The following is a 21,530-nucleotide window of genomic DNA, read 5'->3' on the forward strand; positions in this document are numbered from 1 at the left end:
GGCAACTGTTCAGATTTTATCCAAATCCTTCTTTATCCAGTCATCGAGAGCGGGTATCATGCCCACCCTTTTTCGACTCCAATGATTCGGCCCCACAACAGGGAACACCTATGTCGGCGGTACGCATCGGCCCTTATACATTGCACAACAATCTGATCCTCGCGCCCATGGCCGGGGTGACGGACCAGCCGTTCCGCACGCTGTGCAAACGCCTGGGGGCAGGCATGGTGGTGTCGGAAATGGTCAGTAGCGACATGAGCCTGTGGAACAGCCGCAAGTCCAGCCTGCGCCGCATCCATGAAGGTGATCCCGAGCCACGCTCGGTACAGATCGCCGGGGGTGATGCACAGATGATGGCCGCGGCGGCCCGGGCCAACGTGGCCGCTGGCGCCCAGATCATCGACATCAACATGGGCTGCCCGGCAAAAAAAGTCTGCAACAAGGCTGCCGGCTCTGCTTTATTGAGAGACGAAGCCTTGGTTACCGAGATCCTCCAGGCCGTGGTCGGCGCTGTCGAGGTCCCGGTAACGCTGAAAATTCGCACCGGTTGGGACCGGGCGAACAAGAACGGCCTGAACGTCGCGAAAATCGCCGAACAGGCCGGCATCCAGGCGCTTGCGGTACATGGCCGCACACGCGCCGACCTGTACACCGGTGAAGCCGAGTACGACACCATCGCCGCCATCAAGCAGGCGGTGTCGATCCCGGTATTTGCCAACGGCGATATCACTTCGCCAGAAAAAGCCCGGGCGGTGCTGGATGCCACCGGGGTCGACGGCCTGCTGATCGGCCGGGCTGCCCAGGGGCGGCCATGGATTTTCCGCGAGGTCGAGCATTACCTGCGCACGGGCGAGCACATGCCGGCCCCGGCGCTGGATGAAGTAGAACGCATTCTGCTGGAACACCTGGCCGCGCTACACGCCTTCTATGGCGATGTAATGGGCGTGCGGATTGCCCGCAAGCATGTCGGCTGGTACCTGGCAACCCGACCTGGCGGCAAGGAGTTCCGCAGCCAGTTCAACGCCTTGCAAGACACACAAGCGCAGTGCGCCAACGTTCAGGCCTACTTCGCCGAACGTCGACAGAGCCTTGGGACAGAGGACGAACAAGGGGTGGCCGCATGACGATGATGACCGAGACATTAGTGAGTGGAACAACGCCCGTGAGCGACAACGCCAACCTCAAGCAGCACCTGAACACGCCGAGCGAGGAGGGTCAGACCCTGCGCGACAGCGTCGAAAAGGCGCTGCACAACTACTTCGCCCACCTGGAAGGCGCGACCGTGACGGACGTGTACAACCTGGTGCTCTCCGAAGTCGAGGCGCCCCTGCTCGAAAGCGTGATGAACTACGTCAAGGGCAACCAGACCAAGGCCAGCGAAATGCTCGGGCTCAACCGAGGCACGCTGCGCAAGAAGCTCAAGCAGTACGATCTGTTGTAAGGCCAGAACCCCATACAAGAAAGGCGCTCATGCGAAGAGGCGCCTTTTTTTGACTTCACCGTGTTATGGAATCCGAAATGACCGACCAGACTACCCGCCTGCCGATCCGCCGCGCCCTGATCAGCGTCTCCGACAAGACCGGGATCCTCGAATTCGCCCGTGAGCTGCAACAGCTCGGCGTGGAGATCCTGTCGACCGGCGGCACCTACAAGCTGCTCAAGGACAACGGCGTCAACGCGGTGGAAGTGGCCGACTACACAGGCTTCGCCGAAATGATGGACGGCCGGGTCAAAACCCTGCACCCGAAAATCCACGGCGGTATCCTCGGCCGTCGTGGCACTGACGATGCCATCATGAGCGAGCACGGCATCAAGCCGATCGACCTGGTCGCGGTCAACCTGTACCCGTTCGAAGCCACCATCAACAAGCCAGGTTGCGACCTGCCGACCGCGATCGAGAACATCGACATCGGCGGCCCGACCATGGTCCGTTCGGCGGCGAAAAACCACAAGGATGTCGCCATCGTGGTCAACGCCGGCGACTACGCCGGTATCGTCGAGAGCCTCAAGGCCGGTGGCCTGACCTACGCCCAGCGCTTCGACCTGATGCTCAAGGCGTTCGAGCACACTGCCGCCTACGACGGCATGATCGCCAACTACATGGGCACCATCGACCAGGCCCGCGACACCCTGTCGACCGAAGACCGCAGCCAGTTCCCGCGCACCTTCAACAGCCAGTTCGTCAAGGCCCAGGAAATGCGCTACGGCGAGAACCCGCACCAGAGCGCGGCGTTCTACGTTGAAGCCAAAAAGGGCGAAGCGAGCATCTCCAGCGCCGTGCAGCTGCAGGGCAAGGAGCTGTCGTTCAACAACGTGGCCGACACCGATGCTGCACTTGAGTGCGTGAAGAGCTTCGTCAAGCCTGCCTGCGTCATAGTCAAGCACGCCAACCCGTGCGGCGTGGCGGTAGTGCCGGAAAACGAAGGCGGCATCCGCAAGGCCTACGACCTGGCCTACGCCACCGACACCGAGTCGGCCTTCGGCGGCATCATCGCCTTCAACCGCGAGCTGGACGGTGAAACCGCCCAGGCCATCGTCGACCGCCAGTTCGTCGAAGTGATCATCGCACCGAAAATCTCCCAGGCCGCCCGCGACGTCGTGGCTGCCAAGCAGAACGTGCGCCTGCTCGAATGCGGCGAATGGCCAGCTGAGCGTGCTGCCGGTTGGGACTTCAAGCGGGTCAACGGCGGGCTGCTGGTACAGAGCCGCGATATCGGCATGATCACTGCCGATGACCTGAAGATCGTCACCAAACGTGCACCGACCGAGCAAGAGGTGCATGACCTGGTGTTTGCCTGGAAAGTCGCCAAGTTCGTCAAGTCCAACGCCATTGTCTACGCCAAGCAGCGCCAGACCATCGGTGTCGGCGCCGGCCAGATGAGCCGCGTCAACTCCGCACGCATCGCTGCAATCAAAGCCGAGCATGCTGGCCTGCAGGTGCAGGGTGCGGTCATGGCCTCGGATGCGTTCTTCCCGTTCCGCGACGGCATCGACAATGCCGCCAAGGCCGGCATCAGCGCGGTGATCCAACCGGGCGGCTCGATGCGTGACGCCGAAGTGATCGCCGCAGCCGACGAAGCCGGCATCGCGATGGTCTTCACTGGCATGCGCCACTTCCGCCACTAATTGACTGCGGATTGCGTGGGAGCGGGCTTGCCCCGCGATAGCGTCAGCAAAGGCCACAACGTTGCCTTGCCTTACGTCATCGCGGGGCAAGCCCGCTCCCACGCAACGGTCACAGGTTTAGAGAACTCGAGGTTTTGACATGAAAGTTTTGATCATTGGCAGCGGTGGCCGCGAGCACGCCCTGGCCTGGAAAGTCGCCCAGGACCCACGGGTCGAGAAAATCTTCGTCGCCCCCGGCAACGCCGGCACCGCCACTGAAGCCAAGTGCGAAAACGTCGCCATCGATGTCTGCGCCCTGGAGCAACTGGCTGACTTCGCCGAAAAGAACGTCGACCTGACCATCGTTGGCCCGGAAGCGCCACTGGTGATCGGCGTGGTCGACCTGTTCCGCAGCCGTGGCCTTGACTGCTTCGGCCCGACCAAGGGCGCGGCCCAGCTGGAAGGCTCCAAAGCCTTCACCAAGGACTTCCTGGCTCGCCACAAGATCCCGACCGCCGACTACCAGAACTTCACCGAGATCGAGCCGGCCCTGGCCTATCTGCGTGAAAAAGGCGCGCCCATCGTGATCAAGGCCGACGGCCTGGCCGCAGGCAAGGGCGTCATCGTCGCCATGACCCTGCAGGAAGCCGAAGACGCCGTGCGCGACATGCTCGCTGGCAACGCGTTCGGTGAAGCCGGTTCGCGCGTGGTCATCGAAGAGTTCCTCGACGGCGAAGAAGCCAGCTTCATCGTCATGGTCGACGGCCACAACGTGCTGCCAATGGCCACCAGCCAGGACCACAAGCGCGTCGGCGACCAGGACAGCGGCCCGAACACCGGCGGCATGGGCGCCTACTCGCCAGCCCCGGTGGTCACCGCCCAAGTGCACCAGCGCGTGATGGACCAGGTCATCTGGCCGACCGTGCGTGGCATGGCCGAGGAAGGCAACGTCTACACCGGCTTCCTGTACGCCGGGCTGATGATCGACAAGGCCGGCAACCCCAAGGTCATCGAGTTCAACTGCCGCTTCGGCGACCCGGAAACCCAGCCCGTCATGCTGCGCCTGGAATCAAGCCTGGTGCTGCTGATCGAGGCGGCCTTCGCCAAGGCCCTGGACAAGGTCGAAGCACAATGGGACCCGCGCCCGAGCCTGGGCGTGGTCCTGGCAGCCGGCGGTTACCCGGGCGACTACGCCAAAGGTGACGTGATCAATGGTCTGGACGCTGCTGCCAAGATCGAAGGCAAGGTGTTCCATGCCGGCACTTCGCTCAAGGATGGCCAGGTCGTGACCAACGGCGGCCGCGTGCTCTGCGCCACCGCAATGGGCAGCACCGTTGCCGATGCCCAGCAACAGGCCTACCGCCTGGCCCGCGAAATCAGCTGGAACGCAAGCTTCTACCGCACCGACATCGGCTACCGGGCCATTGCCCGCGAGCGCGGTGAAGATCAGCAGTAAGGCTGCACCGAACAGCCGTGACGCGCTCGCGACACGGCCTTCGGCTCGTCGACAAGGCCCTTCTGGGCCTTGCCTTCGCCTTGGCGCGCCGCGCATAGTTGTTGCCTGGCTTATTTAGCTAAGAAAGGATTTCGTCGTGCCTCGGCTTCGGATTGCCACCGCCCTGATCGTCAGCTTGCTGGCCCTGCTTTGCCTGTTCCCGGCGCACGCCGATCAGGACGGCTGGTCTGCGCTGCTCGACGAACAAGCCAGCCTGCAGCTGTCCGATGTGCGCTCCGAGCGCTACCGCAACCAGTTCAGCCCGGTGGGCCTCGACGAACTGGAAGCCGCCCTGCCCGACCAGGCCCTGTGGTTGCACTACCGCCTGGAACCCACTGACCAGGAACAACTGGTCCGTATTTTTGCCCCCGATCTCTCGCGCCTTGACCTCTATGCCCTCGAAGGCGGCAGGCTGCTGCGCCAGCTGCACCACGGGCGTCAAGGCGACAACACCAGCCCCGACCTGCATGGCAGCGACCATGTGCTGCCGCTGCCGCGCAGCAGCCAGCCGGTAGATGTGTACCTGCGGCTGGTTTCCGAGCATCAACTGCGCCCAGCGGTGAGCCTGGAACCCTCGGCCCTGGCCGCCGCCGATCAAAGCCAGCCGCTGCTGTTCGGCCTGCTGTTTGGCGGCCTGGCCATGCTGATCGTGCACAACCTGATCCGCTTCGCCTACACCCGATCCAGCACCACACTGATTCTGGCGCTGTACCACGCGCTGATGCTGCTAAGCGCGCTGATTCTGCTCAACCTCAGCGGGCCGTGGTCGCACAAGTGGTACAGCGCCCAGACCCCGGCCGCCTACCTGACCCTGGTGCTGGCGTGCCTTGCCGGGCTGTACTTCACCCAGCACTTCTTTGCCCCCTGCAGTTCGGCGCGGCTCAACCGCCTGTTACAAGGCGAGATGCTGCTGGTGGCGGTGAGCGGCCTGCTGTTGCTGTTCGTCGACACCCTGCCGCTGAACCTGATGACCTACGCCCTGCTGGCCCTGGGCAGCGTCAGCATGCTGCTGGTCAGTGGCTACCACTGGCTCGGCGGCTACCGGCCGGGGCGGCTGTTTGCCGTGGCCATGCTGGTGTTCAACCTGGGCGGGCTGGTATTGCTGCCGGCCCTGCTGGGGCTGACCCGCACGCCAACGCCGTGGCTGCTGTGCATCCTGATGGCGTTGACCGTCGGCAGTGGCTTGCTGCTTAACCTGTCGGTCAGTGAGCGCCTGCGGCGCATCAGCGAGGAGCGTTTCAGCGCCAGCCGCGCCCTGGCAGCCAGCGACGCCGAAATAAACGCCAAGGCCGAATTCCTGGCCAAGATCAGCCACGAAATCCGCACGCCGATGAACGGCGTGCTGGGCATGACCGAGCTGCTACTGGGCACGCCGCTGTCGGTCAAACAACGCGACTATGTGCAGACCATCCACAGCGCGGGTAACGAGCTGCTCACCCTGATCAACGAAATTCTCGACATTTCCAAGCTCGAATCCCGGCAGATCGAGCTGGATGACGTGCAGTTCGACCTTAACGCGCTGATCGAGGACTGCCTCAACATCTTCCGCTCCAAAGCCGAGCAGCAGAACATCGAGCTGATCAGCTTTACCCAGCCGCAGGTGCCCCAAGTCATCAGCGGCGACCCCACACGGCTGCGCCAGGCACTGTCGAGCCTGCTGGAAAACGCACTTAAAAACACCGACCACGGCGAGATCCTGCTGGTGGTGGCGCTCGACCAGCGTGGCGAGGCCCCGCGCCTGCGCATAGCCGTGCAGGACAGCGGCGAGCCCATGGCTCCCGCCGAGCGTGACGCGCTGCTGCAGGCCGAACTGCACAGTCGGCATTTTCTTTCCAGTAACAAGCTCGGTGGCCACCTGGGCCTGATAATCGCCAAGCAGTTGATTGGCCTGATGCAGGGCGAGTTCGGCATCAAGACCAGCACCAGCATGGGCAACACGCTGTGGCTGTCGCTGCCGCTGGACCCACAGCGCCTGGAGCAGCCGCCCACCGACTTCGACGGCCCGCTGCGCGATGCGCGGGTGCTGGTGGTGGACGACAACGATACCTGCCGCAAGGTGCTGGTACAGCAATGCAGCGCCTGGGGCATGAACGTCAGCGCCGTGCCATCGGGCAAGGAGGCGCTGGCGCTGCTGCGCACCAAGGCGCACCTGCGTGACTATTTCGATGTGGTGCTGCTCGACCAGAACATGCCGGGCATGACCGGCATGCAGCTGGCCGCCAAGATCAAGGAAGACCCAAGCCTGAACCACGACATCCTCGTGGTCATGCTCACCGGCATCAGCAACGCGCCCAGCAAGGTGATTGCGCGCAACGCCGGCATCAAGCGCATTCTGGCCAAGCCGGTTGCCGGCTACACGCTAAAGACCACGCTTGCCGAAGAACTCGCCCTGCGTGGCCGCGAACAGGCCATGCCAGCATCGCCGGCCAGCGCGCCACAGCCGCTGCACCTGCCGGGCGACTTCCGCATTCTGGTGGCCGAAGACAACAGTATTTCGACCAAGGTCATCCGCGGCATGCTCGGCAAACTAGAGCTTCAGCCTGATACCGCCAGCAATGGCGAAGAAGCGCTGCAGGCCATGAAGGCCAAGCACTACGACCTGGTGCTGATGGACTGCGAAATGCCGGTGCTCGATGGTTTTACTGCCACCCAGCAACTGCGCGCCTGGGAGTCAGCCAACCAGCGCCCACGCACCCCGGTCGTCGCCCTGACTGCGCATATTCTTGCCGAACACAAAGAGCGTGCCCGCCTGGCGGGCATGGATGGGCATATGGCCAAGCCCGTCGAGCTGTCGCAATTGCGCGAGCTGGTGCAGTACTGGGCCGGGCAGCGCCAGGCGGTGCCTGACAGCCTGGCGCCATGAGCTCTGCGGTGTAGAGCACTCTAGGGTGCTGCACCGCCTGCACCGGCCTCATCGCAGGCTATCGCCAGCTCCCACGGAGACCGTGCTCAACCGCAACATTGCTGGTGTACCCGATCCTGTGGGAAACGATAGATAGTTGTGGCGAGCGGGCTTGTCCCGCGTTGGGCTGCGCAGCAGCCCTGAAAACCCAAGGGGCTGCTGCGCAGCCCAACGCGGGGCAAGCCCGCTCGCCACAAGGAGATATGTCTGGCGAAAACAGGGTTGTACAAAACCATAGAATCTCCCACGGAGACTGCGCACATTCGCAAAATTGAGACTTTGCCCAGATCGCGACAGCCTGCGATGAGGCCGGTGCAGGATTGCCAAGAAATCGTGCGCATGGCAAGCCCACGGCCAAGGCCCATGCTATACAGTTGCCACTTTCCACCTGCCGGACCATCCCCATGCTTCATGAGTTGTTCAGCGTCTACCTGAAGATGCTTGTGCTCTACAGCCCATTCTTCGTGCTGTCGTGCTTCATCAGCCTGACCCGCGGGCACTCCAGCAAAGAACGCAAGCAGTTGGCCTGGCGGGTGGCAATCGCCACGCTGATCGCCAGCGTGCTGCTGTACCTGTTCGGTCGGGTTATTTTCGGGGTGTTCGGCATTACTGCCGACGCCTTCCGCATTGGCGCAGGCTCGGTGCTGTTCATCTCGGCGCTGGCCATGGCCCAAGGCAAGTCGGCGATCCAGACCGACAACGTGCAGCAGGACGTAACCATCGTGCCGCTGACCATCCCGTTGACCGTCGGCCCCGGCACCATCGGTGCGCTGCTGGTGATGGGCGTGAGCCAGCCGCACTGGGACGACAAGCTGCTGGCCATCGTCAGTATCGCCCTGGCCAGCTTCACCGTCGGGCTGGTGCTTTACCTGTCGCACCGCATCGAGCGGATTCTGGGCGACCAGGGTTTGCAGATCGTCAGCCGCCTGATGGGGCTGTTCGTCTGCGCCCTGGCCGCACAGATCATCTTTACCGGCATCAAAGGCTATCTGGTGAACTAGCCCGGCATGTCAGTACCAGCGCGGGGTATAGACCCATTCACGGCCATCTGCGCGGTCGAAGCGGCAGGTGGTCGACGACCCCACCAGCACCATGGTGCGCATATCCACCATCTGCGGCTGCAACTCGGCCAGGCTGACCACTTTCAGCGTCTGCCCCGGCCTGCCGATATCACGCCCCAGCACCACAGGCGTCTGCCCGTCGCGGTGGCGGCGCACGATATCCAGTGCCACACCCAGCTGGTGCGGCCTGGATTTTGATATCGGGTTGTAGAACGCCAGCACCAGGTCGGCCTGCGCCGCCAGGTCCAGGCGCTTCTCGATGATCGACCAAGGCTTGAGGTTGTCCGACAGCGACATCACGCAGAAGTCATGCCCCAGCGGCGCACCCGCCTGTGCGGCGGTGGCCAGCGACGCCGACACCCCCGGCAGGATCTCCAGGTCAACCCGCTGCCAGGCGGGGTCGCTGGATGCGTGCAGCGCTTCGAGCACTGCAGCAGCCATGGCGAACACACCCGGGTCACCCGACGACACCACCACCACCGAGCGCCCTTGGGCGGCCAGTTCGAAGGCGTGCCGGGCACGCTGCATTTCTTCGCGGTTATCGGTGCAGTGCTGCACCTGGTCGTCGCGGAACGGGCCAGCCATGCGCACGTAGGTTTCATAGCCAAGGATGTCCTGCGCCCGCGCAAGCTCCGCCTTGACCGCTGGCACCATCAGCTCGGCAGCACCTGGGCCCAGGCCGATCACTGCCAGACGCCCGCGTGGGCGGCCCAGTTGCTGCACCGCAACCGGCGCTTCAGCGATAGCCAGCGCCAACCCCGCAGCAGACTCGATGCGCGCACCCGGCAGAGCAGCCGCAAGCAGTTGCTGCGCGGTGGCAGCGGGCGCGGCAAAGCGCAGTGGCACGTTGAGCGCCTGGGCCGCCTCATGCAGGGCGGGCTCGGCCATATCGTCCTCGCTTGCCAGCAGGCAGGCCAGCGCCGCCTCGGCGATACCCGCGGCGTGCAGGCTGTCGCGCACCTGTTGCGCCAGCCCGGTAGCGGCCCCCGGCAGCGCTACTACGACGCAGCGCGCATGGATCAACAGTTCGTCACGGCTGGCCGGGCGCAGCGCGCTGCCGACATGAATGGTACGCAGCGCCTGCTCGCTGGCCGGCAGTTGCGCCTGGTCCAGCCAAGGCGCACTGCCTTCAACGCGTACGCTTTCACCGGCCAGCAGGTCGGAAACAAAACGCTTGCCCTGCTCGATATCGGCAAGTGCATAGCCTTCAGGCGGGTTCAGCAGGCAAGTGCCAAAGCGCAGCTCGCCGCTGGTGGTAATGGCGGCGGCCACGCCCAACGCCTGGGCAATGTCCCGCGCCATCAGGTTCACCCCGCCGAGCCCTCCCAGCAAAGGCACCACGGCGCTGCCATCTTCGGCAACTACCAGCACCGGCGGCTCGCTGCCTTTCTCGTCGAGCAGCGGCGCCAGGGTACGGATGACGATACCGGCGGCGCACAGGGCAATGATCGGCGTGCCCTGCTGGTACAAGCCACGCAAGGTGTCGCCAAAGGCGCTGTAGTAAAGGTCGGCCTGCTCTACCCGGCCTTGCAGGCCATGGATCTGCGCCTGTGGATAACACTGCTGGATGCGTTGTGCGGTGGCCAGGCTGCCCGGGCCAAGAATCACGATTGCCGGTGCGCTGTTCATCCCTGCCATTTTTCACCCGGCACGATGATCAGCGAGAAGTAAGGCGAGGACTGTGGGTCGACCTCATCCAGCGGCACGATCTTCTGGTTGGCCATGGTCGCGCGCTCTACATACAGCGCACGCTCATGCAGACCCAGCTCGACCAGCACCTGGCGCACCTTGGGGAAGTTGCGCCCAAGTTTCATGATGACCGCCGCATCGGCATCGGCCAGGCGGCGTTTGAGCTCCTCGTGCCCCAGCACGCCGGAAAGCACGGTCAGGGTCTGGTTGCGGTACACCAGCGGCGCGCCCAGTACCGAGGCGCCGCCGAGCATCGAGCACACCCCTGGAATGACCTGGGCCTCGTAGCGTGAGGCCAGGCGGTCGTGCAGGTACATGTACGAGCCGTAGAAGAACGGGTCACCCTCGCAGATCACCGCCACATCGCGCCCGGCATCGAGGTGTTCGGCCACCTGCACGCTGGCTTCGTCATAGAAGTCGCTGATGACCTGCTCGTAGGACAGCGGCGCCGGCAGCGCTTCGGTGGTCACCGGGTACACCAGCGCCAGTTGGGTCTGCTCAGGCACCAGGTGCGCCTCGATGATGCCGAAGGCGTTGCCACGCTTGCCCTTGGCCACGAAGTACGCAACCACCGGTGCTTCGCGCAGCAGGCGCAGGGCCTTGACCGTGATCAGCTCCGGGTCGCCTGGGCCTACACCTAGCCCCAGCAGTCGTCCGCGTGCGTGCATCACTCCACCTCCGTGGCCAGGGCGTTGACGGCGGCGGCCGCCATCGCGCTGCCGCCCAGGCGGCCTTGCATGATCACGAACGGCACACCACGGCTGTCGGCGGCGAGCATCGCCTTGGATTCGGCGGCGCCGACGAAGCCAACCGGGAAGCCGAGAATCAAGGCAGGCTTCGGCGCGCCGGCGTCGAGCATTTCGAGCAGGTAGAACAGCGCGGTCGGGGCGTTGCCGATCACCACCACGCTGCCTTCAAGGTGCGGGCGCCACAGCTCGAGGGCCACCGCCGAACGGGTGTTGCCGGCGTCCTTGGCCAGGCCCGGCACGCTGGGGTCGCGCAGGGTGCAGATGACCGGGTTGCTGGCCGGCAGGCGGGCGCGGGTGATGCCTTCGGCGACCATGTGCGCATCGCAAAGGATCGGCGCGCCTTTGGCCAGGGCTTCACGCCCGGCGCTGCCCGCACCTTCGGAGAACTGTAAACCGTCGATGGCCTCGACCATGCCGCAGGCATGTATTACGCGCACGGCGAGTTTTTCGAGGTCGGCGGGGATCCGTTCCAGGCGAGCTTCTTCGCGGATGATGCGGAAGGAATTGCGATAGATCTCCTGACCGTCGCGGATGTAGTCAATCATCAAAATGCTCCGTCGGCAGGTCGAGCATGGCGCCTGCTTCTTCTGGGGTAAGGTCGGATGCGCGCAGCCTGCCGAAGCCTGGCACGCGCGCATCGCGCAAATAAAGGTCGTAGCGGCCCGGGCTTCGGGCCAGCAGGGTCGCCGGGGCGACGTGGGCCGCAGCGCAGGAGCGCGGGCAGGCCGACAGGTGCACAGCGCCCGGAGTGCCCAGGCGCAGCTGGGCGGCCAGGGTCACGGCATCGGCCTTGGTGTCGGCCAAGCCCTTGGCGCAGCCGCTGGCGCCGGTGCAGGCGGTCACCTGCGCCAGCGGGTGGTCTGTCGCGCAGAGCATGCCCTGCGCGGCCAGCGCCTGCACGGCCTGGTCGGCCTGATGCGGCGCCAGCGAAGGGATAATCACACTCTGCCATGGGGTCAGGCGCAGGCTGCCATCGCCCCACTGGCGGGCAATCGCGGCCAGGGCGCGCAGCATGGCGGGGCTCAACCGGCCCAGGGGTGGGGCCACGCCCAGCGCGGTGCCCTGGTGCTGCGCCAATACGCCCAGCCATGGGCTGTGGGCCGCAACGCGCCGCCAGCCGGCAGGGGCGTCACTGAAGCGCACAGACAGCCCTTGGAGAAAACGCGCCACCGGGTAATCGGCCAGCAACTGGCGCATGCGGGCTTGCTCCGGGGTCGCCAGGTCGAGAAAACCCTCAAGCACCGCACGCACCAACGCCAGGCCCTGCTCTGCCGGCACCATGCCCAGCGCCGGGCCATGCGCCGGGCAGCCGGCAAGGCCAAAGCACAGCCAGGTTTGCGCGCCTTGGCGAATGGCCGACAACCACAGGTCATGGGGGTGCTCGAGCATTGCCAGGTGCTCACCCCCGTCGAGCTGGACGGCGAACTTGGCCGACAACTGATGCAGGCGCGGGGTGGTTTCGAGCAGGTGCAGAATCTGCCCGGCCAATGGCTGGGTGTCGTACAGCATGCCCGCATCGAGCCCGGCCAGCGGGCTGAGCATCAGGTTGCGCACATCGTCGCCAGCGGCATCACGCGGGCCCAGGCCTGCCGCCAGCAGGTGCTCGATCAGCCCTGCGTGATCAGCGCCGATGCCGCGGATTTGCAGGTTGGCACGGTTGGTTGCCTCGATCACGCCCCCGGCGTAGCGCTCGGCGGCCAGGGCTACCGCTTCGGCTTGCTCGGCCAGCAGCCGCCCGCCGGCCAGTTTGATGCGGCAGATGCCGCCATCACGCGCTGCGACGATGCGCCACAACCCCGGGCAGGCCGAGGGGCGAGGCGAACGATCAGTGGGCTGGGCTTGCTTCAAAGGGGCATCCGGCAATCGTGAAAACGCGCTTGAGTATAGAAGGCGCGGTATTATGCCTGCTTTGTCCGGCGGCATGAAAAGCCGGTGGTCGACGCATCGTGAAAACCTGCCCCTGCGGCGGCCCGATGCACACCCCATGACGAGGAACAGATGGCCCCCTGGCTGACAGTAATAGGCATCGGCGAAGACGGTTTCAGCGGCTTGGGCAAGCAGGCCCGGCGCGCCTTGCTGGCGGCCACACGGGTTTTCGGCAGCCCTCGCCAGTTGGCCCTGCTGCCACGCTGCATCGGCGGCGAACGCCTGCCATGGCCGCGCCCGTTCTCCCTCGAACCGGTGCTGGCCTTGCAGGGTGAGCCGGTGTGCGTGCTGGCCAGCGGCGACCCGATGTTCTACGGCGTGGGCGCAAGCCTTGCCCGGCACGTGCCCGCTGCTGCCATGCAGGTGCTGCCGATGCCGTCCTCATGTGCGCTTGCCGCCGCCCGCCTGGGCTGGGCATTGCAGGATGTGCAGGTGGTATCGCTGGTGGCGCGCCCGCTGGCGGTACTCAACGGCCATTTGTTCAGCGGCCTGCGCCTTTTGCTGCTGAGCAACGACGAACACAGCCCCGCTGCCATCGCCGCGCTGCTGTGCGAGCGGGGTTTCGGCCCGAGCCGGTTGCAGGTGTTCGAGCATCTGGGCGGCGCCGCTGAACGCCAGTTGGCGGGCACCGCCGAGGACTGGCCGCACGGCGATATCGCCGCGCTCAACCTGGTCGCCATCGACTGCCTGGCCGCGCCCAATGCATTGCGCCTGCCGCGTGTCGCCGGCCTGCCGGACAGCGCCTTTCTGCATGACGGGCAGCTGACCAAGCGCGATGTCCGCGCCATCACCCTGGCACGCCTGGCACCGCAGCCCGGCGAGGTGCTGTGGGACGTCGGCGCAGGCTGCGGCTCGATTGGCATCGAGTGGATGCGCGCCCACCCCAGTTGCCGCACCCTCGCGATCGAGGCCGACGAAGGCCGCCAGGGGTTTATCGAACACAACCGCGATGCCCTTGGCGTACCGGGCCTGCAACTGATTCGCGGCAAGGCGCCACAGGCCCTGGAGGCGCTGGAGCAGCCCGATGCCGTGTTCATTGGCGGCGGCGTTACCCGCGAAGGCGTGCTCGGCCTGTGCTGGGAGCGCCTGCGCCCGGGTGGCCGGCTGGTGGCCAACGCCGTCACCTTGCAGAGCGAGGGGGTGCTTGCTCAGTTTCGCGATGCCCACGGCGGTGAGCTGACCCGCATCCACATCGCCCACACCCAGCCGCTGGGCGCCTTCGACACCTGGCGCCAGGCCTTGCCGATCACCCTGCTCGAGGTGGTAAAACCCTTCGATGCGTGAAGAAACCCGCGAACAGCCCGCGCCCCTGCGCAGCGGCCTGACCACCGGCAGTTGCGCCACCGCCACCAGCCTCGCGGCTGCACGCCTGCTGCTGACCGGCCAGCAGCACGACGCGGTCGCCATCACCCTGCCCAAGGGCAAGGTGGTGCAGATGCGCCTGGAGTTCTGCCGCCTGGCCGGCGAGCACGCCGAAGCCGGCACCCTCAAGGATGCCGGCGATGACCCCGACGTTACCCATGGCGCCTTGCTGTACAGCCAGGTGCGGCTGCTGGCCGAACCCGGCGTGCGCTTTGTGGCTGGCGTCGGCGTTGGCACCGTAACCCGGCCGGGGCTGGTGCTGGGGGTGGGGGAGCCTGCGATCAACCCGGTGCCACGGCGGATGATCACCGAGCACCTGCAACAACTGGCCTGCGACTGTAGCTACAGCGGCGGCTTCGAGGTCACGGTGAACGTGCGCGACGGCGAAGCGCTGGCGCTGAAAACCATGAACCCGCGCTTGGGTATTCTCGGCGGGCTGTCGATTCTGGGCACCAGCGGCATCGTCCGGCCGTTCTCTTGCGCCGCCTACATTGCCTCGATTCACCAAGGCATCGATGTGGCCCACACCAACGGCTACAGCCATATCGCTGCCTGCACCGGCAACGCCAGCGAGGACACCATGCGCCGTGTCTACGGCCTACCGGAAATCGCCCTGATCGAGATGGGCGATTTTGTCGGCGCCGTGCTCAAGCACGTGCGCAAGGTGCCGGTAGCGCGCCTGAGCCTGTGCGGCGGCTTCGGCAAAGTCAGCAAACTGGCCGCAGGCCACATGGACCTGCACAGCCGCCATTCCAGCATCGACCTGCCGCAATTGGCCGGCTGGGCTGCCGCCATCGGTGCCGATGCGGCGCTGCAACAGGCGATCATCGGCGCCAATACCAGCCAGCAGGCGTTGGCCTTGGCGCACGCAGCGGGCATCGCCCTGGGCGATGAAGTCTGCCGCCACGCCCTGGCCTTTGCCCGCAGCGTGGTGCCAGCGCAGGTACAGGTGGAGGTATTCGCCATCGACCGCCAGGGCGGCATTGTCGGCACGGCGGGCGTGACATGAGCGGGCGCATCCTGTTGCTCGGTGGGGTGACCGAAGCGCTGGCCATCGCTCGCACGCTGGGGCCCCAGCACATTTACAGCCTGGCCGGCGTTGGCCGCGTGCCGCAGGACCTCACCTGCCAGGTACGGGTCGGCGGTTACGGCGGCGCCGAAGGCTTGGCGCACTTTCTGCGCGAGCAGCATATCGAGCTGCTGATCGATGCCACCCACCCTTATGCCGCGCAGATCAGCGCCAACGCCGCCCTGGCTGCGCGCAGCGCCGGCGTTGCCTGTTGGGCGCTGCACCGCCCGGCATGGCAACCGCAGCCGGGCGATGACTGGCGAGAGGTTGACGACTGGGCCTGCCTGATCGAAGCCCTGGCGCCCTTCCGCCGGCCGCTGTTCACGCTGGGGCGCGAGCCGTTGCAGCACCTGGACGAAATCCCGCCGCAGCAGTTCTGGACCCTGCGCGCCCTCGAAGCCTGCCCCGGCAACGCCCGCTGCGAGGTGATCGGCGCCCGCGGCCCGTTCACCCTCGAAGGCGAACGCGCGCTCTTCGAACGCCGCCAGGTGGACGTGCTGATCAGCAAGAACAGTGGCAGCACGGCGACAGAACCCAAGCTTGAAGTGGCGCGTGAGCGCGGCGTGCCGGTGCTGGTTCTCAAGCGGCCGCAGTTGCCGGAGGTGGAGCGTACCTTTGATGAGCCAGCGGCATTGATAAGGGCCTTGGAGCAAGTCCAAGGCTGAAGGGTGGCGGTATATCCCATTGACATATCCAGCCCGTATCATAAACTTCGGACATACTTTTGCGCTTTAACGGAGACCGATCATGGAGCAAGGTGCAATCTTCAAAAGCAACCGTAGCCAGGCCATCCGCATGCCAAAGGCGCTCGCCCTACCCGATAACGTGACCCGCGTGGATATCATCGCCATTGGGCGCACCCGTGTCATCTCGCCTGCAGGCGAAGCGTGGGACAGCTGGTTCGAGGGTGACGACGTCACTGCAGACTACATGGCCAGCCGCGATCAACCTGCCGATCAGGAGCGAGAAGGGTTCTGATGCTCAAGTACATGCTTGACACCAATATCTGCATTTACACCATCAAGAGCAAACCCCAGCAGGTTCGCGATGCTTTCAACCGCCACCATGGGCAACTGGCCATAAGCACAGTGACGCTGATGGAGCTGGTCTACGGCGCCGAAAAGTCCGCCGCGCCAGCACGCAATCTTGCGGTGGTTGAAGGCTTTGCGGCACGGCTGGAGGTCCTCGACTATGACCAATCGGGGGCCGCACACACGGCACAACTGCGCGCCGAACTGGCAAAGGCAGGAACACCCATTGGCCCCTATGACCAGATGATCGCCGGCCATGCCAGGGCGCTCGGTCTTGTTCTGGTCACAAATAACCTGCGCGAATTTCAGCGCGTGCCGGGCCTGCGTGTGGAGGACTGGCTCTAACTGCCCGCGCTGGCAAGCCGCGCAATCTCGTAAGACAAGCCTGATGGCCTAGGGCCTTGCTCTTGGCGTAAACTCAGCGCCCCTCAACTGGAAGGCCCACCCATATGGAAATGCAATGGTGGATCTGGCTCGTCTTCGGCGTAGCCCTGATCTTGCTGGAACTGGTCCTGCCCACGTTCTTCATTCTCTGGTTCGGCATCGGTGCCGTGCTGGTGTCGCTGGTCGCTCTGCTCGCCCCAAGCCTGCAACTGGATATGCAGGGTTTGCTGTGGATCGTGTTCTCCTCGATCACCACCGTGGTGTGGTTCAAGGTGTTCCGCAAAAAGCCGGATGTGCGCTGGACCGCCGACAGCGTGATTGGCGAAGTCGGCCTGCTGACTGCCAGTGTCTCGCCGTTCCAGAAAGGCCGCGTGCGTTTCCAGAAACCGATACTTGGCAACGAAGAATGGATTTGTGTCGCCGATAGCGACATAGCCGCCGGCCAGCGCGTGCGCCTGGCCGCCGTAGAAGGCAATACTGCCCGCGTTACCCCCGCCTGAACCCCGTACTGACAGGAAGTTGCATACATGAACACCCTTATCATCGTCGGCACCCTCGCCGCTTTCGTCTTGATCACCGTCTTCAAAGGCGTACGCATCGTGCCCCAGGGCGAGGAGTGGATCGTCGAGCGCCTGGGCCGCTACCACAGCACCCTCAAGCCAGGCCTGAACATCGTCATCCCGTACATGGATGTTGTGGCCTACCGCCTGCCGACCAAGGACATCATCCTGGATGTGCAGCAACAGGAAATCATCACCAAGGACAACGCGGTGATCGTCGCCAACGCCCTGTGCTTTGCCAAGGTGGTCGACCCGCAGAAGGCCTCTTACGGGGTGCAGAACTTCTCGTTCGCCGTTACCAGCCTGACCATGACCTCGCTGCGCGCAATCGTCGGCGCCATGGAACTCGATGAAGCGCTGTCGAGCCGCGAGCAGATCAAGGCACGCCTGCGCGAGGCAATGTCCGAGCAGACCGAAGACTGGGGCGTGACTGTGCGCTCGGTTGAAATCCAGGACATCAAGCCATCGCCAAGCATGCAGGTGGCCATGGAACGCCAGGCCGCCGCCGAGCGTGAACGTAAAGCCGAAGTGACCCGTGCCGAAGGCGCCAAGCAGGCCGCCGTTCTGGAAGCTGAAGCACGCCTGCAGTCGGCGCGGCTCGATGCCGAGGCGCAGATCAGCCTGGCGCAAGCTTCGGCGCGCGCCATCTCGCTGGTCAAGGATGCGGTAGGCAGCGAGACCGTGCCGGCCATGTACCTGCTGGGTGAGCGTTATATCGGTGCCATGGAGAGCCTGGCCAGCAGCGACAACGCCAAGGTCGTGGTATTGCCTGCTGACCTGCAGGAAACCGTGCGCGGCTTGATGGGCCGCGGCAAGGCCTGATGCCGGCCACCGTTCTGAGCACGCTTGCACCGGCCTCATCGCAGGCTGTCGCCAGCTCCCACAGGTTCAAGGCAAGGCCTTGATATTGCGACTGTGCGCGGTCTCTGTGGGAGATCACCCAGCCCTTCGGGGCTGCGCTGTCGCGCAGAGAACTGGGCACCGTGGGAGCGGGCTTGACCCGCGATACCGGCGTAGCCGGTGCCATCCATCGCGGTGGTTCGGCATTCCGAGCAAGCCCGCTCCCACGTTTCCATTAAAATCAGTTAGTTAGCGTTTGTTCTATGGGAGCTGGCGCCAGCCTGCGATGGGGCCCTGGCAGCAAACCCATCAGCCAATGCCAGGCTCGCCTGCAGTGCGCCCCCGATGTGCTAGCAGCGTATACACACAAGGCAACACAAACAGCGTGAACAACGTCCCGATCGACATCCCCGTAGCAATCACCACGCCGATATCGAACCTGCTCACCGCCCCCGCACCGCTGGCCAGAATCAGCGGCACCATGCCGAATACCATGGCGGCGGTCGTCATCAGTACCGGCCGCAAGCGAATCGCTGCCGCTTCTTCGATGGCCGCACGTACCTCAAGGCCCTTCTCTTCACGCAGTTGATTGGCGAACTCGACGATCAGAATGCCGTGCTTGGTAATCAGCCCGATCAACGTCACCAGCCCCACTTGGGTGTAGATGTTCATGCTCGACACCCCGAGGAACAACGGCAGCAAGGCCCCGCAGATCGACAGCGGTACCGTGACCAGAATCACCAGCGGGTCGCGGAAGCTCTCGAATTGCGCCGCCAGCACCAGAAAGATCATCGCCAGGGCCAGGCCAAAGGTCATCCACAGCGCACTGCCTTCCTGCACGAATTGCCGTGCCGTGCCGGCATAGTCGATGGAGAACCCTTCCGGCGCCTCCTCGCGCGCGATGCTGCGCACGGTCTCCAGGGCTTCGCCCATGCTGACCAGCGGGAAACCTTGGATGATCGCCGAATTGAGCTGCTGAAACTGGTTGAGTTGCCGTGGCCGGGCGCGGTCACTGAGGGTAATCAGCGTCGACAGCGGCAACAGCTGGCCCTGTTCGTTTTTCACGTAGTAGCTGTTCAGCCAGCCGGGGTTGGCGCGGTATGGCCGCTCAACCTGGGCAATCACTTTGTAGCTGCAGCCCTCCAGGGTGAAACGGTTGATTTCCGCCTCGCCCAGCAGCGTGGCCAACGTGCTGCCGAGGGTATCCATCGAAACGCCCATCTGTGCGGCCTTGGCGCGGTCGATGTCGATCATGACCTCAGGCTTGTCGAAGGCAAGGTCGATATCCAGAAAGGCGAACTTGCCCGAGGCCTGGGCGCGTTCCTTGATGCGCTGGGTCACCTCAAGCAGCGCCGGGTAGTCGCCTGCAGTATTGATCACGAACTGGAACGGCAGGCCTTCGCCGGTGCCCGGCAGTGACGGCAGGTTGAAACCGAACACCTGCAGCCCGCCAATCTGCTCAAGCTGCGCCTGCACTTGTGGCAGCAGCTCCATTTGCGTGCGCTCACGCTCGTTCCAGGGCTTGAGCAGAAAACCACCGATGCCGCTCTGCACGCCGTTGAACCCGTTGATCTGGAACGAAGAGTAGTACTCGGGGAAGCGCTTGAAAATAGGGGTGAACTGGTCGGTGTAGGCGTTCAGGTAGTCCAGGTTGGCGGTCTGCGGCGCGCTGCTGATCATGAAGATCACCCCCTGGTCTTCATCCGGCGCCAGTTCGTTGCGGGTGAACATCAGCAACACCGGGATCAGGCACAGGATCAACGCGGCGAACACCAGCACTACCGGGCGGCTGTTCAGCGTGCCGTGCAGCAGCCGCTGGTAGCGGCCCTTTAGGCTGTCGAAAACGCGGTCCAGGCGGTGTGCCAGGCCGTGGTCGGACTGCTCCGGGCGCAACAGCAGGGCGCACATCATCGGCGACAGGGTCAGCGCCACGATGCCGGAAATCACCACCGCGCCCGCCAGGGTCAGGGCGAACTCCTTGAACAGCGCACCGGTGAGCCCGGTCAGAAAACCGATGGGCGCATACACCGCAGCCAGTGTGATGGTCATCGACACCACCGGCACGGCAATTTCCCGGGCGCCGTGCAGCGCGGCCTCCAAGGGTGGCTCGCCCTCCTCGATATGGCGGTGGATGTTCTCCACCACCACGATGGCGTCGTCCACCACCAGGCCGATAGCCAGCACCATGGCCAGCAACGTCAGCAGGTTCAGCGAATAGCCCATCATCTGCATGAAGAACAGCACGCCGATCATCGACAGCGGAATGGTCACCACCGGGATCAGCACCGAGCGCAGCGCGCCGAGGAACAGGAACACCACCACAATAACGATGAGCACGGCCTCGCCGAGGGTCTTGATGACCTCGTCGATGGAGGCCTGGATGAACAGCGTGGCGTCGTAGGCAATCGACACTTTCAGGCTCGACGGCAGCTGTTCTTCCAGTTGCGGCATGATCCGCCGCACTTCCTTGATCACCTCCAGCGGGTTGGCGGCCGGAGTGGCCTTGATGCCGATGTACACCGACGGCGTGCCGTCGAACGAGCTGACCGTGTCGTAGTTTTCGGCGCCCATTTCTATGCGTGCTACATCGCCCAGCAACACGCGGCTGTCGCCGCGGGTCTTGACCGGTAGCGCGGCGAACGCCTCGGCGGATTTCAGCTCGGTGGTGGCGTTGACGCTGGTGACCACGTACTCGCCTTTGACCTCGCCGGCGGCGGCAAGGAAGTTGTAACGGCGCACTGCATCGGTGACATCCAGCGCCGACAGGCCGAAGCCTGCAAGCTTTACCGGGTCGATCCAGATGCGCATGGCAAACACCTGGTTGCCGAGAATCTCTGCCTCGGCCATGCCGGGCAGGGTGGCAAGCTTGGGCTGGATCACCCGCGACAGGTAATCGGTGATCTGCGGGTTGCTCATTTCGGTGCTGTAGAAACTGACGTACATCAGCGCCGAAGCATCGGCAGCCTCTTTGCTCAGCACGGGGTCTTCGGCGTTTTGCGGCAGTTTGTTGCGCACCTCGTTGGCCTTGGCCAGCAGTTGCGTGAACAGGCGGTCGCTGTCGGCGCCGACCCGTGCGTAGACCGAAATCACCGAAAAATTCTGCCGGCTTACCGAGGTCATGTAGTCGATGCCGTCTGCACTGGCCAGGCTCTGTTGCAGTGGCTGGGTGATATAGCCCTGGATGGTTTCGGCGTTGGCGCCGGGGTAGGCGGTGGTCACCGTGATCAGCGCGTTTTCCATTTGCGGGTACTGGCGAATCTGCAGCTTGCTCCAGGCCTGCAACCCCAGCAGCAGTATCAGCAGGCTGACCACGCAGGCCAACACCGGGCGGCGGATGAACGGGTCAGTGAACGCCAT

The 21,530-nt window shown here is 64.5% G+C and carries 18 protein-coding genes; 13 read left to right on the top strand and 5 right to left on the bottom strand.

Annotation, left to right across the window (positions count from 1 at the left end):
* The first annotated feature begins 110 nt into the window (after positions 1-110).
* The 6 genes from dusB to HU719_RS16990 all read left to right on the top strand — a co-directional run bounded on the left by dusB (position 111) and on the right by HU719_RS16990 (position 8,503).
* Positions 111-1,124 (top strand): tRNA dihydrouridine synthase DusB, encoded by a 1,014-nt coding sequence (gene dusB / locus HU719_RS16965; protein WP_186523445.1) that lies wholly within the window; start codon positions 111-113, stop codon positions 1,122-1,124.
* Complete coding sequence (gene fis / locus HU719_RS16970; RefSeq protein ID WP_008093076.1) at positions 1,121-1,441, top strand: DNA-binding transcriptional regulator Fis; 321 nt, start codon at positions 1,121-1,123, stop codon at positions 1,439-1,441. The genes dusB and fis overlap by 4 nt, the downstream gene beginning before the upstream one ends.
* Positions 1,442-1,518: 77 nt before the next feature.
* The gene (gene purH / locus HU719_RS16975) at positions 1,519-3,126 is read left to right on the top strand and encodes a bifunctional phosphoribosylaminoimidazolecarboxamide formyltransferase/IMP cyclohydrolase (protein ID WP_186523443.1); all 1,608 of its coding nucleotides are present in this window, start codon (positions 1,519-1,521) and stop codon (positions 3,124-3,126) included.
* 139 nt (positions 3,127-3,265) lie between these two features.
* Positions 3,266-4,561 (top strand): phosphoribosylamine--glycine ligase, encoded by a 1,296-nt coding sequence (gene purD, locus HU719_RS16980; RefSeq protein ID WP_186536260.1) that lies wholly within the window; start codon positions 3,266-3,268, stop codon positions 4,559-4,561.
* Positions 4,562-4,697: 136 nt separating this feature from the next.
* Entirely contained in the window at positions 4,698-7,463 is a 2,766-nt protein-coding gene (locus HU719_RS16985) for a hybrid sensor histidine kinase/response regulator (RefSeq protein ID WP_186536259.1), read from the top strand.
* 443 nt (positions 7,464-7,906) lie between these two features.
* A complete protein-coding gene (locus HU719_RS16990) occupies positions 7,907-8,503 on the top strand; it encodes a MarC family protein (protein WP_186520538.1) in 597 nt (198 codons plus the stop codon).
* Positions 8,504-8,512: 9 nt separating this feature from the next.
* Here the strand turns inward: HU719_RS16990 and cobJ are convergent, their stop codons facing one another.
* Genes cobJ through cobG form a run of 4 tightly spaced genes read right to left on the bottom strand, consistent with a single transcriptional unit; the run spans position 8,513 to position 12,864 of the window.
* On the bottom strand, positions 8,513-10,201 hold the full coding sequence (cobJ, locus tag HU719_RS16995; protein WP_186536258.1) for a precorrin-3B C(17)-methyltransferase: 1,689 nt from the start codon (positions 10,199-10,201) through the stop codon (positions 8,513-8,515).
* Positions 10,189-10,920: a precorrin-2 C(20)-methyltransferase gene (locus tag HU719_RS17000; RefSeq protein WP_186520536.1), complete on the bottom strand. Its 732-nt coding sequence runs from the start codon at positions 10,918-10,920 to the stop codon at positions 10,189-10,191. Before HU719_RS17000 ends, cobJ begins: the two co-directional genes overlap by 13 nt.
* Positions 10,920-11,546 (bottom strand): precorrin-8X methylmutase, encoded by a 627-nt coding sequence (locus HU719_RS17005; protein WP_186520535.1) that lies wholly within the window; start codon positions 11,544-11,546, stop codon positions 10,920-10,922. The genes HU719_RS17000 and HU719_RS17005 overlap by 1 nt, the downstream gene beginning before the upstream one ends.
* Positions 11,539-12,864, bottom strand: coding sequence for a precorrin-3B synthase (cobG, locus tag HU719_RS17010; protein ID WP_225917295.1), 1,326 nt, complete (start codon positions 12,862-12,864; stop codon positions 11,539-11,541). The genes HU719_RS17005 and cobG overlap by 8 nt, the downstream gene beginning before the upstream one ends.
* 135 nt (positions 12,865-12,999) lie before the next feature.
* On the opposite strand from cobG, the gene cbiE reads away from it, so the two are divergent.
* The 7 genes from cbiE (at position 13,000) to HU719_RS17045 (ending at position 18,155) form a co-directional block, all read left to right on the top strand.
* A complete protein-coding gene (gene cbiE / locus HU719_RS17015) occupies positions 13,000-14,211 on the top strand; it encodes a precorrin-6y C5,15-methyltransferase (decarboxylating) subunit CbiE (protein ID WP_186536255.1) in 1,212 nt (403 codons plus the stop codon).
* Positions 14,204-15,298, top strand: a complete 1,095-nt coding sequence (locus HU719_RS17020) for a cobalt-precorrin-5B (C(1))-methyltransferase (RefSeq protein WP_186536253.1) — start codon at positions 14,204-14,206, stop codon at positions 15,296-15,298. The genes cbiE and HU719_RS17020 overlap by 8 nt, the downstream gene beginning before the upstream one ends.
* A complete protein-coding gene (locus tag HU719_RS17025; protein WP_186536251.1) occupies positions 15,295-16,023 on the top strand; it encodes a cobalt-precorrin-6A reductase in 729 nt (242 codons plus the stop codon). Before HU719_RS17020 ends, HU719_RS17025 begins: the two co-directional genes overlap by 4 nt.
* Positions 16,024-16,105: 82 nt before the next feature.
* Positions 16,106-16,336: a type II toxin-antitoxin system VapB family antitoxin gene (vapB, locus tag HU719_RS17030; protein ID WP_186520530.1), complete on the top strand. Its 231-nt coding sequence runs from the start codon at positions 16,106-16,108 to the stop codon at positions 16,334-16,336.
* Positions 16,336-16,734, top strand: a complete 399-nt coding sequence (vapC, locus tag HU719_RS17035) for a type II toxin-antitoxin system tRNA(fMet)-specific endonuclease VapC (RefSeq protein WP_186520529.1) — start codon at positions 16,336-16,338, stop codon at positions 16,732-16,734. Before vapB ends, vapC begins: the two co-directional genes overlap by 1 nt.
* A gap of 104 nt (positions 16,735-16,838) precedes the next feature.
* Entirely contained in the window at positions 16,839-17,273 is a 435-nt protein-coding gene (locus tag HU719_RS17040) for an NfeD family protein (protein WP_186520528.1), read from the top strand.
* Between the two features lie 27 nt (positions 17,274-17,300).
* Complete coding sequence (locus HU719_RS17045; RefSeq protein ID WP_186536250.1) at positions 17,301-18,155, top strand: SPFH domain-containing protein; 855 nt, start codon at positions 17,301-17,303, stop codon at positions 18,153-18,155.
* Between the two features lie 327 nt (positions 18,156-18,482).
* On the opposite strand, the gene HU719_RS17050 is transcribed toward HU719_RS17045, so the two are convergent.
* Entirely contained in the window at positions 18,483-21,530 is a 3,048-nt protein-coding gene (locus HU719_RS17050; RefSeq protein WP_186536293.1) for a multidrug efflux RND transporter permease subunit, read from the bottom strand.

Source organism: Pseudomonas farsensis, from assembly GCF_014268805.2.
Lineage (GTDB): Bacteria > Pseudomonadota > Gammaproteobacteria > Pseudomonadales > Pseudomonadaceae > Aquipseudomonas > Aquipseudomonas farsensis.

Coding starts and splice junctions, on each gene's coding strand:
- dusB (WP_186523445.1), top strand. CDS start 111: ATGTCGGCGGTACGCATCGGCCCTTATACATTGCACAACAATCTGATC.
- fis (WP_008093076.1), top strand. CDS start 1,121: ATGACGATGATGACCGAGACATTAGTGAGTGGAACAACGCCCGTGAGC.
- purH (WP_186523443.1), top strand. CDS start 1,519: ATGACCGACCAGACTACCCGCCTGCCGATCCGCCGCGCCCTGATCAGC.
- purD (WP_186536260.1), top strand. CDS start 3,266: ATGAAAGTTTTGATCATTGGCAGCGGTGGCCGCGAGCACGCCCTGGCC.
- HU719_RS16990 (WP_186520538.1), top strand. CDS start 7,907: ATGCTTCATGAGTTGTTCAGCGTCTACCTGAAGATGCTTGTGCTCTAC.
- cobJ (WP_186536258.1), bottom strand. CDS start 10,201: ATGGCAGGGATGAACAGCGCACCGGCAATCGTGATTCTTGGCCCGGGC.
- HU719_RS17000 (WP_186520536.1), bottom strand. CDS start 10,920: ATGCACGCACGCGGACGACTGCTGGGGCTAGGTGTAGGCCCAGGCGAC.
- HU719_RS17005 (WP_186520535.1), bottom strand. CDS start 11,546: ATGATTGACTACATCCGCGACGGTCAGGAGATCTATCGCAATTCCTTC.
- cbiE (WP_186536255.1), top strand. CDS start 13,000: ATGGCCCCCTGGCTGACAGTAATAGGCATCGGCGAAGACGGTTTCAGC.
- HU719_RS17020 (WP_186536253.1), top strand. CDS start 14,204: ATGCGTGAAGAAACCCGCGAACAGCCCGCGCCCCTGCGCAGCGGCCTG.
- HU719_RS17025 (WP_186536251.1), top strand. CDS start 15,295: ATGAGCGGGCGCATCCTGTTGCTCGGTGGGGTGACCGAAGCGCTGGCC.
- vapB (WP_186520530.1), top strand. CDS start 16,106: ATGGAGCAAGGTGCAATCTTCAAAAGCAACCGTAGCCAGGCCATCCGC.
- vapC (WP_186520529.1), top strand. CDS start 16,336: ATGCTCAAGTACATGCTTGACACCAATATCTGCATTTACACCATCAAG.
- HU719_RS17040 (WP_186520528.1), top strand. CDS start 16,839: ATGGAAATGCAATGGTGGATCTGGCTCGTCTTCGGCGTAGCCCTGATC.
- HU719_RS17045 (WP_186536250.1), top strand. CDS start 17,301: ATGAACACCCTTATCATCGTCGGCACCCTCGCCGCTTTCGTCTTGATC.
- HU719_RS17050 (WP_186536293.1), bottom strand. CDS start 21,530: ATGGCGTTCACTGACCCGTTCATCCGCCGCCCGGTGTTGGCCTGCGTG.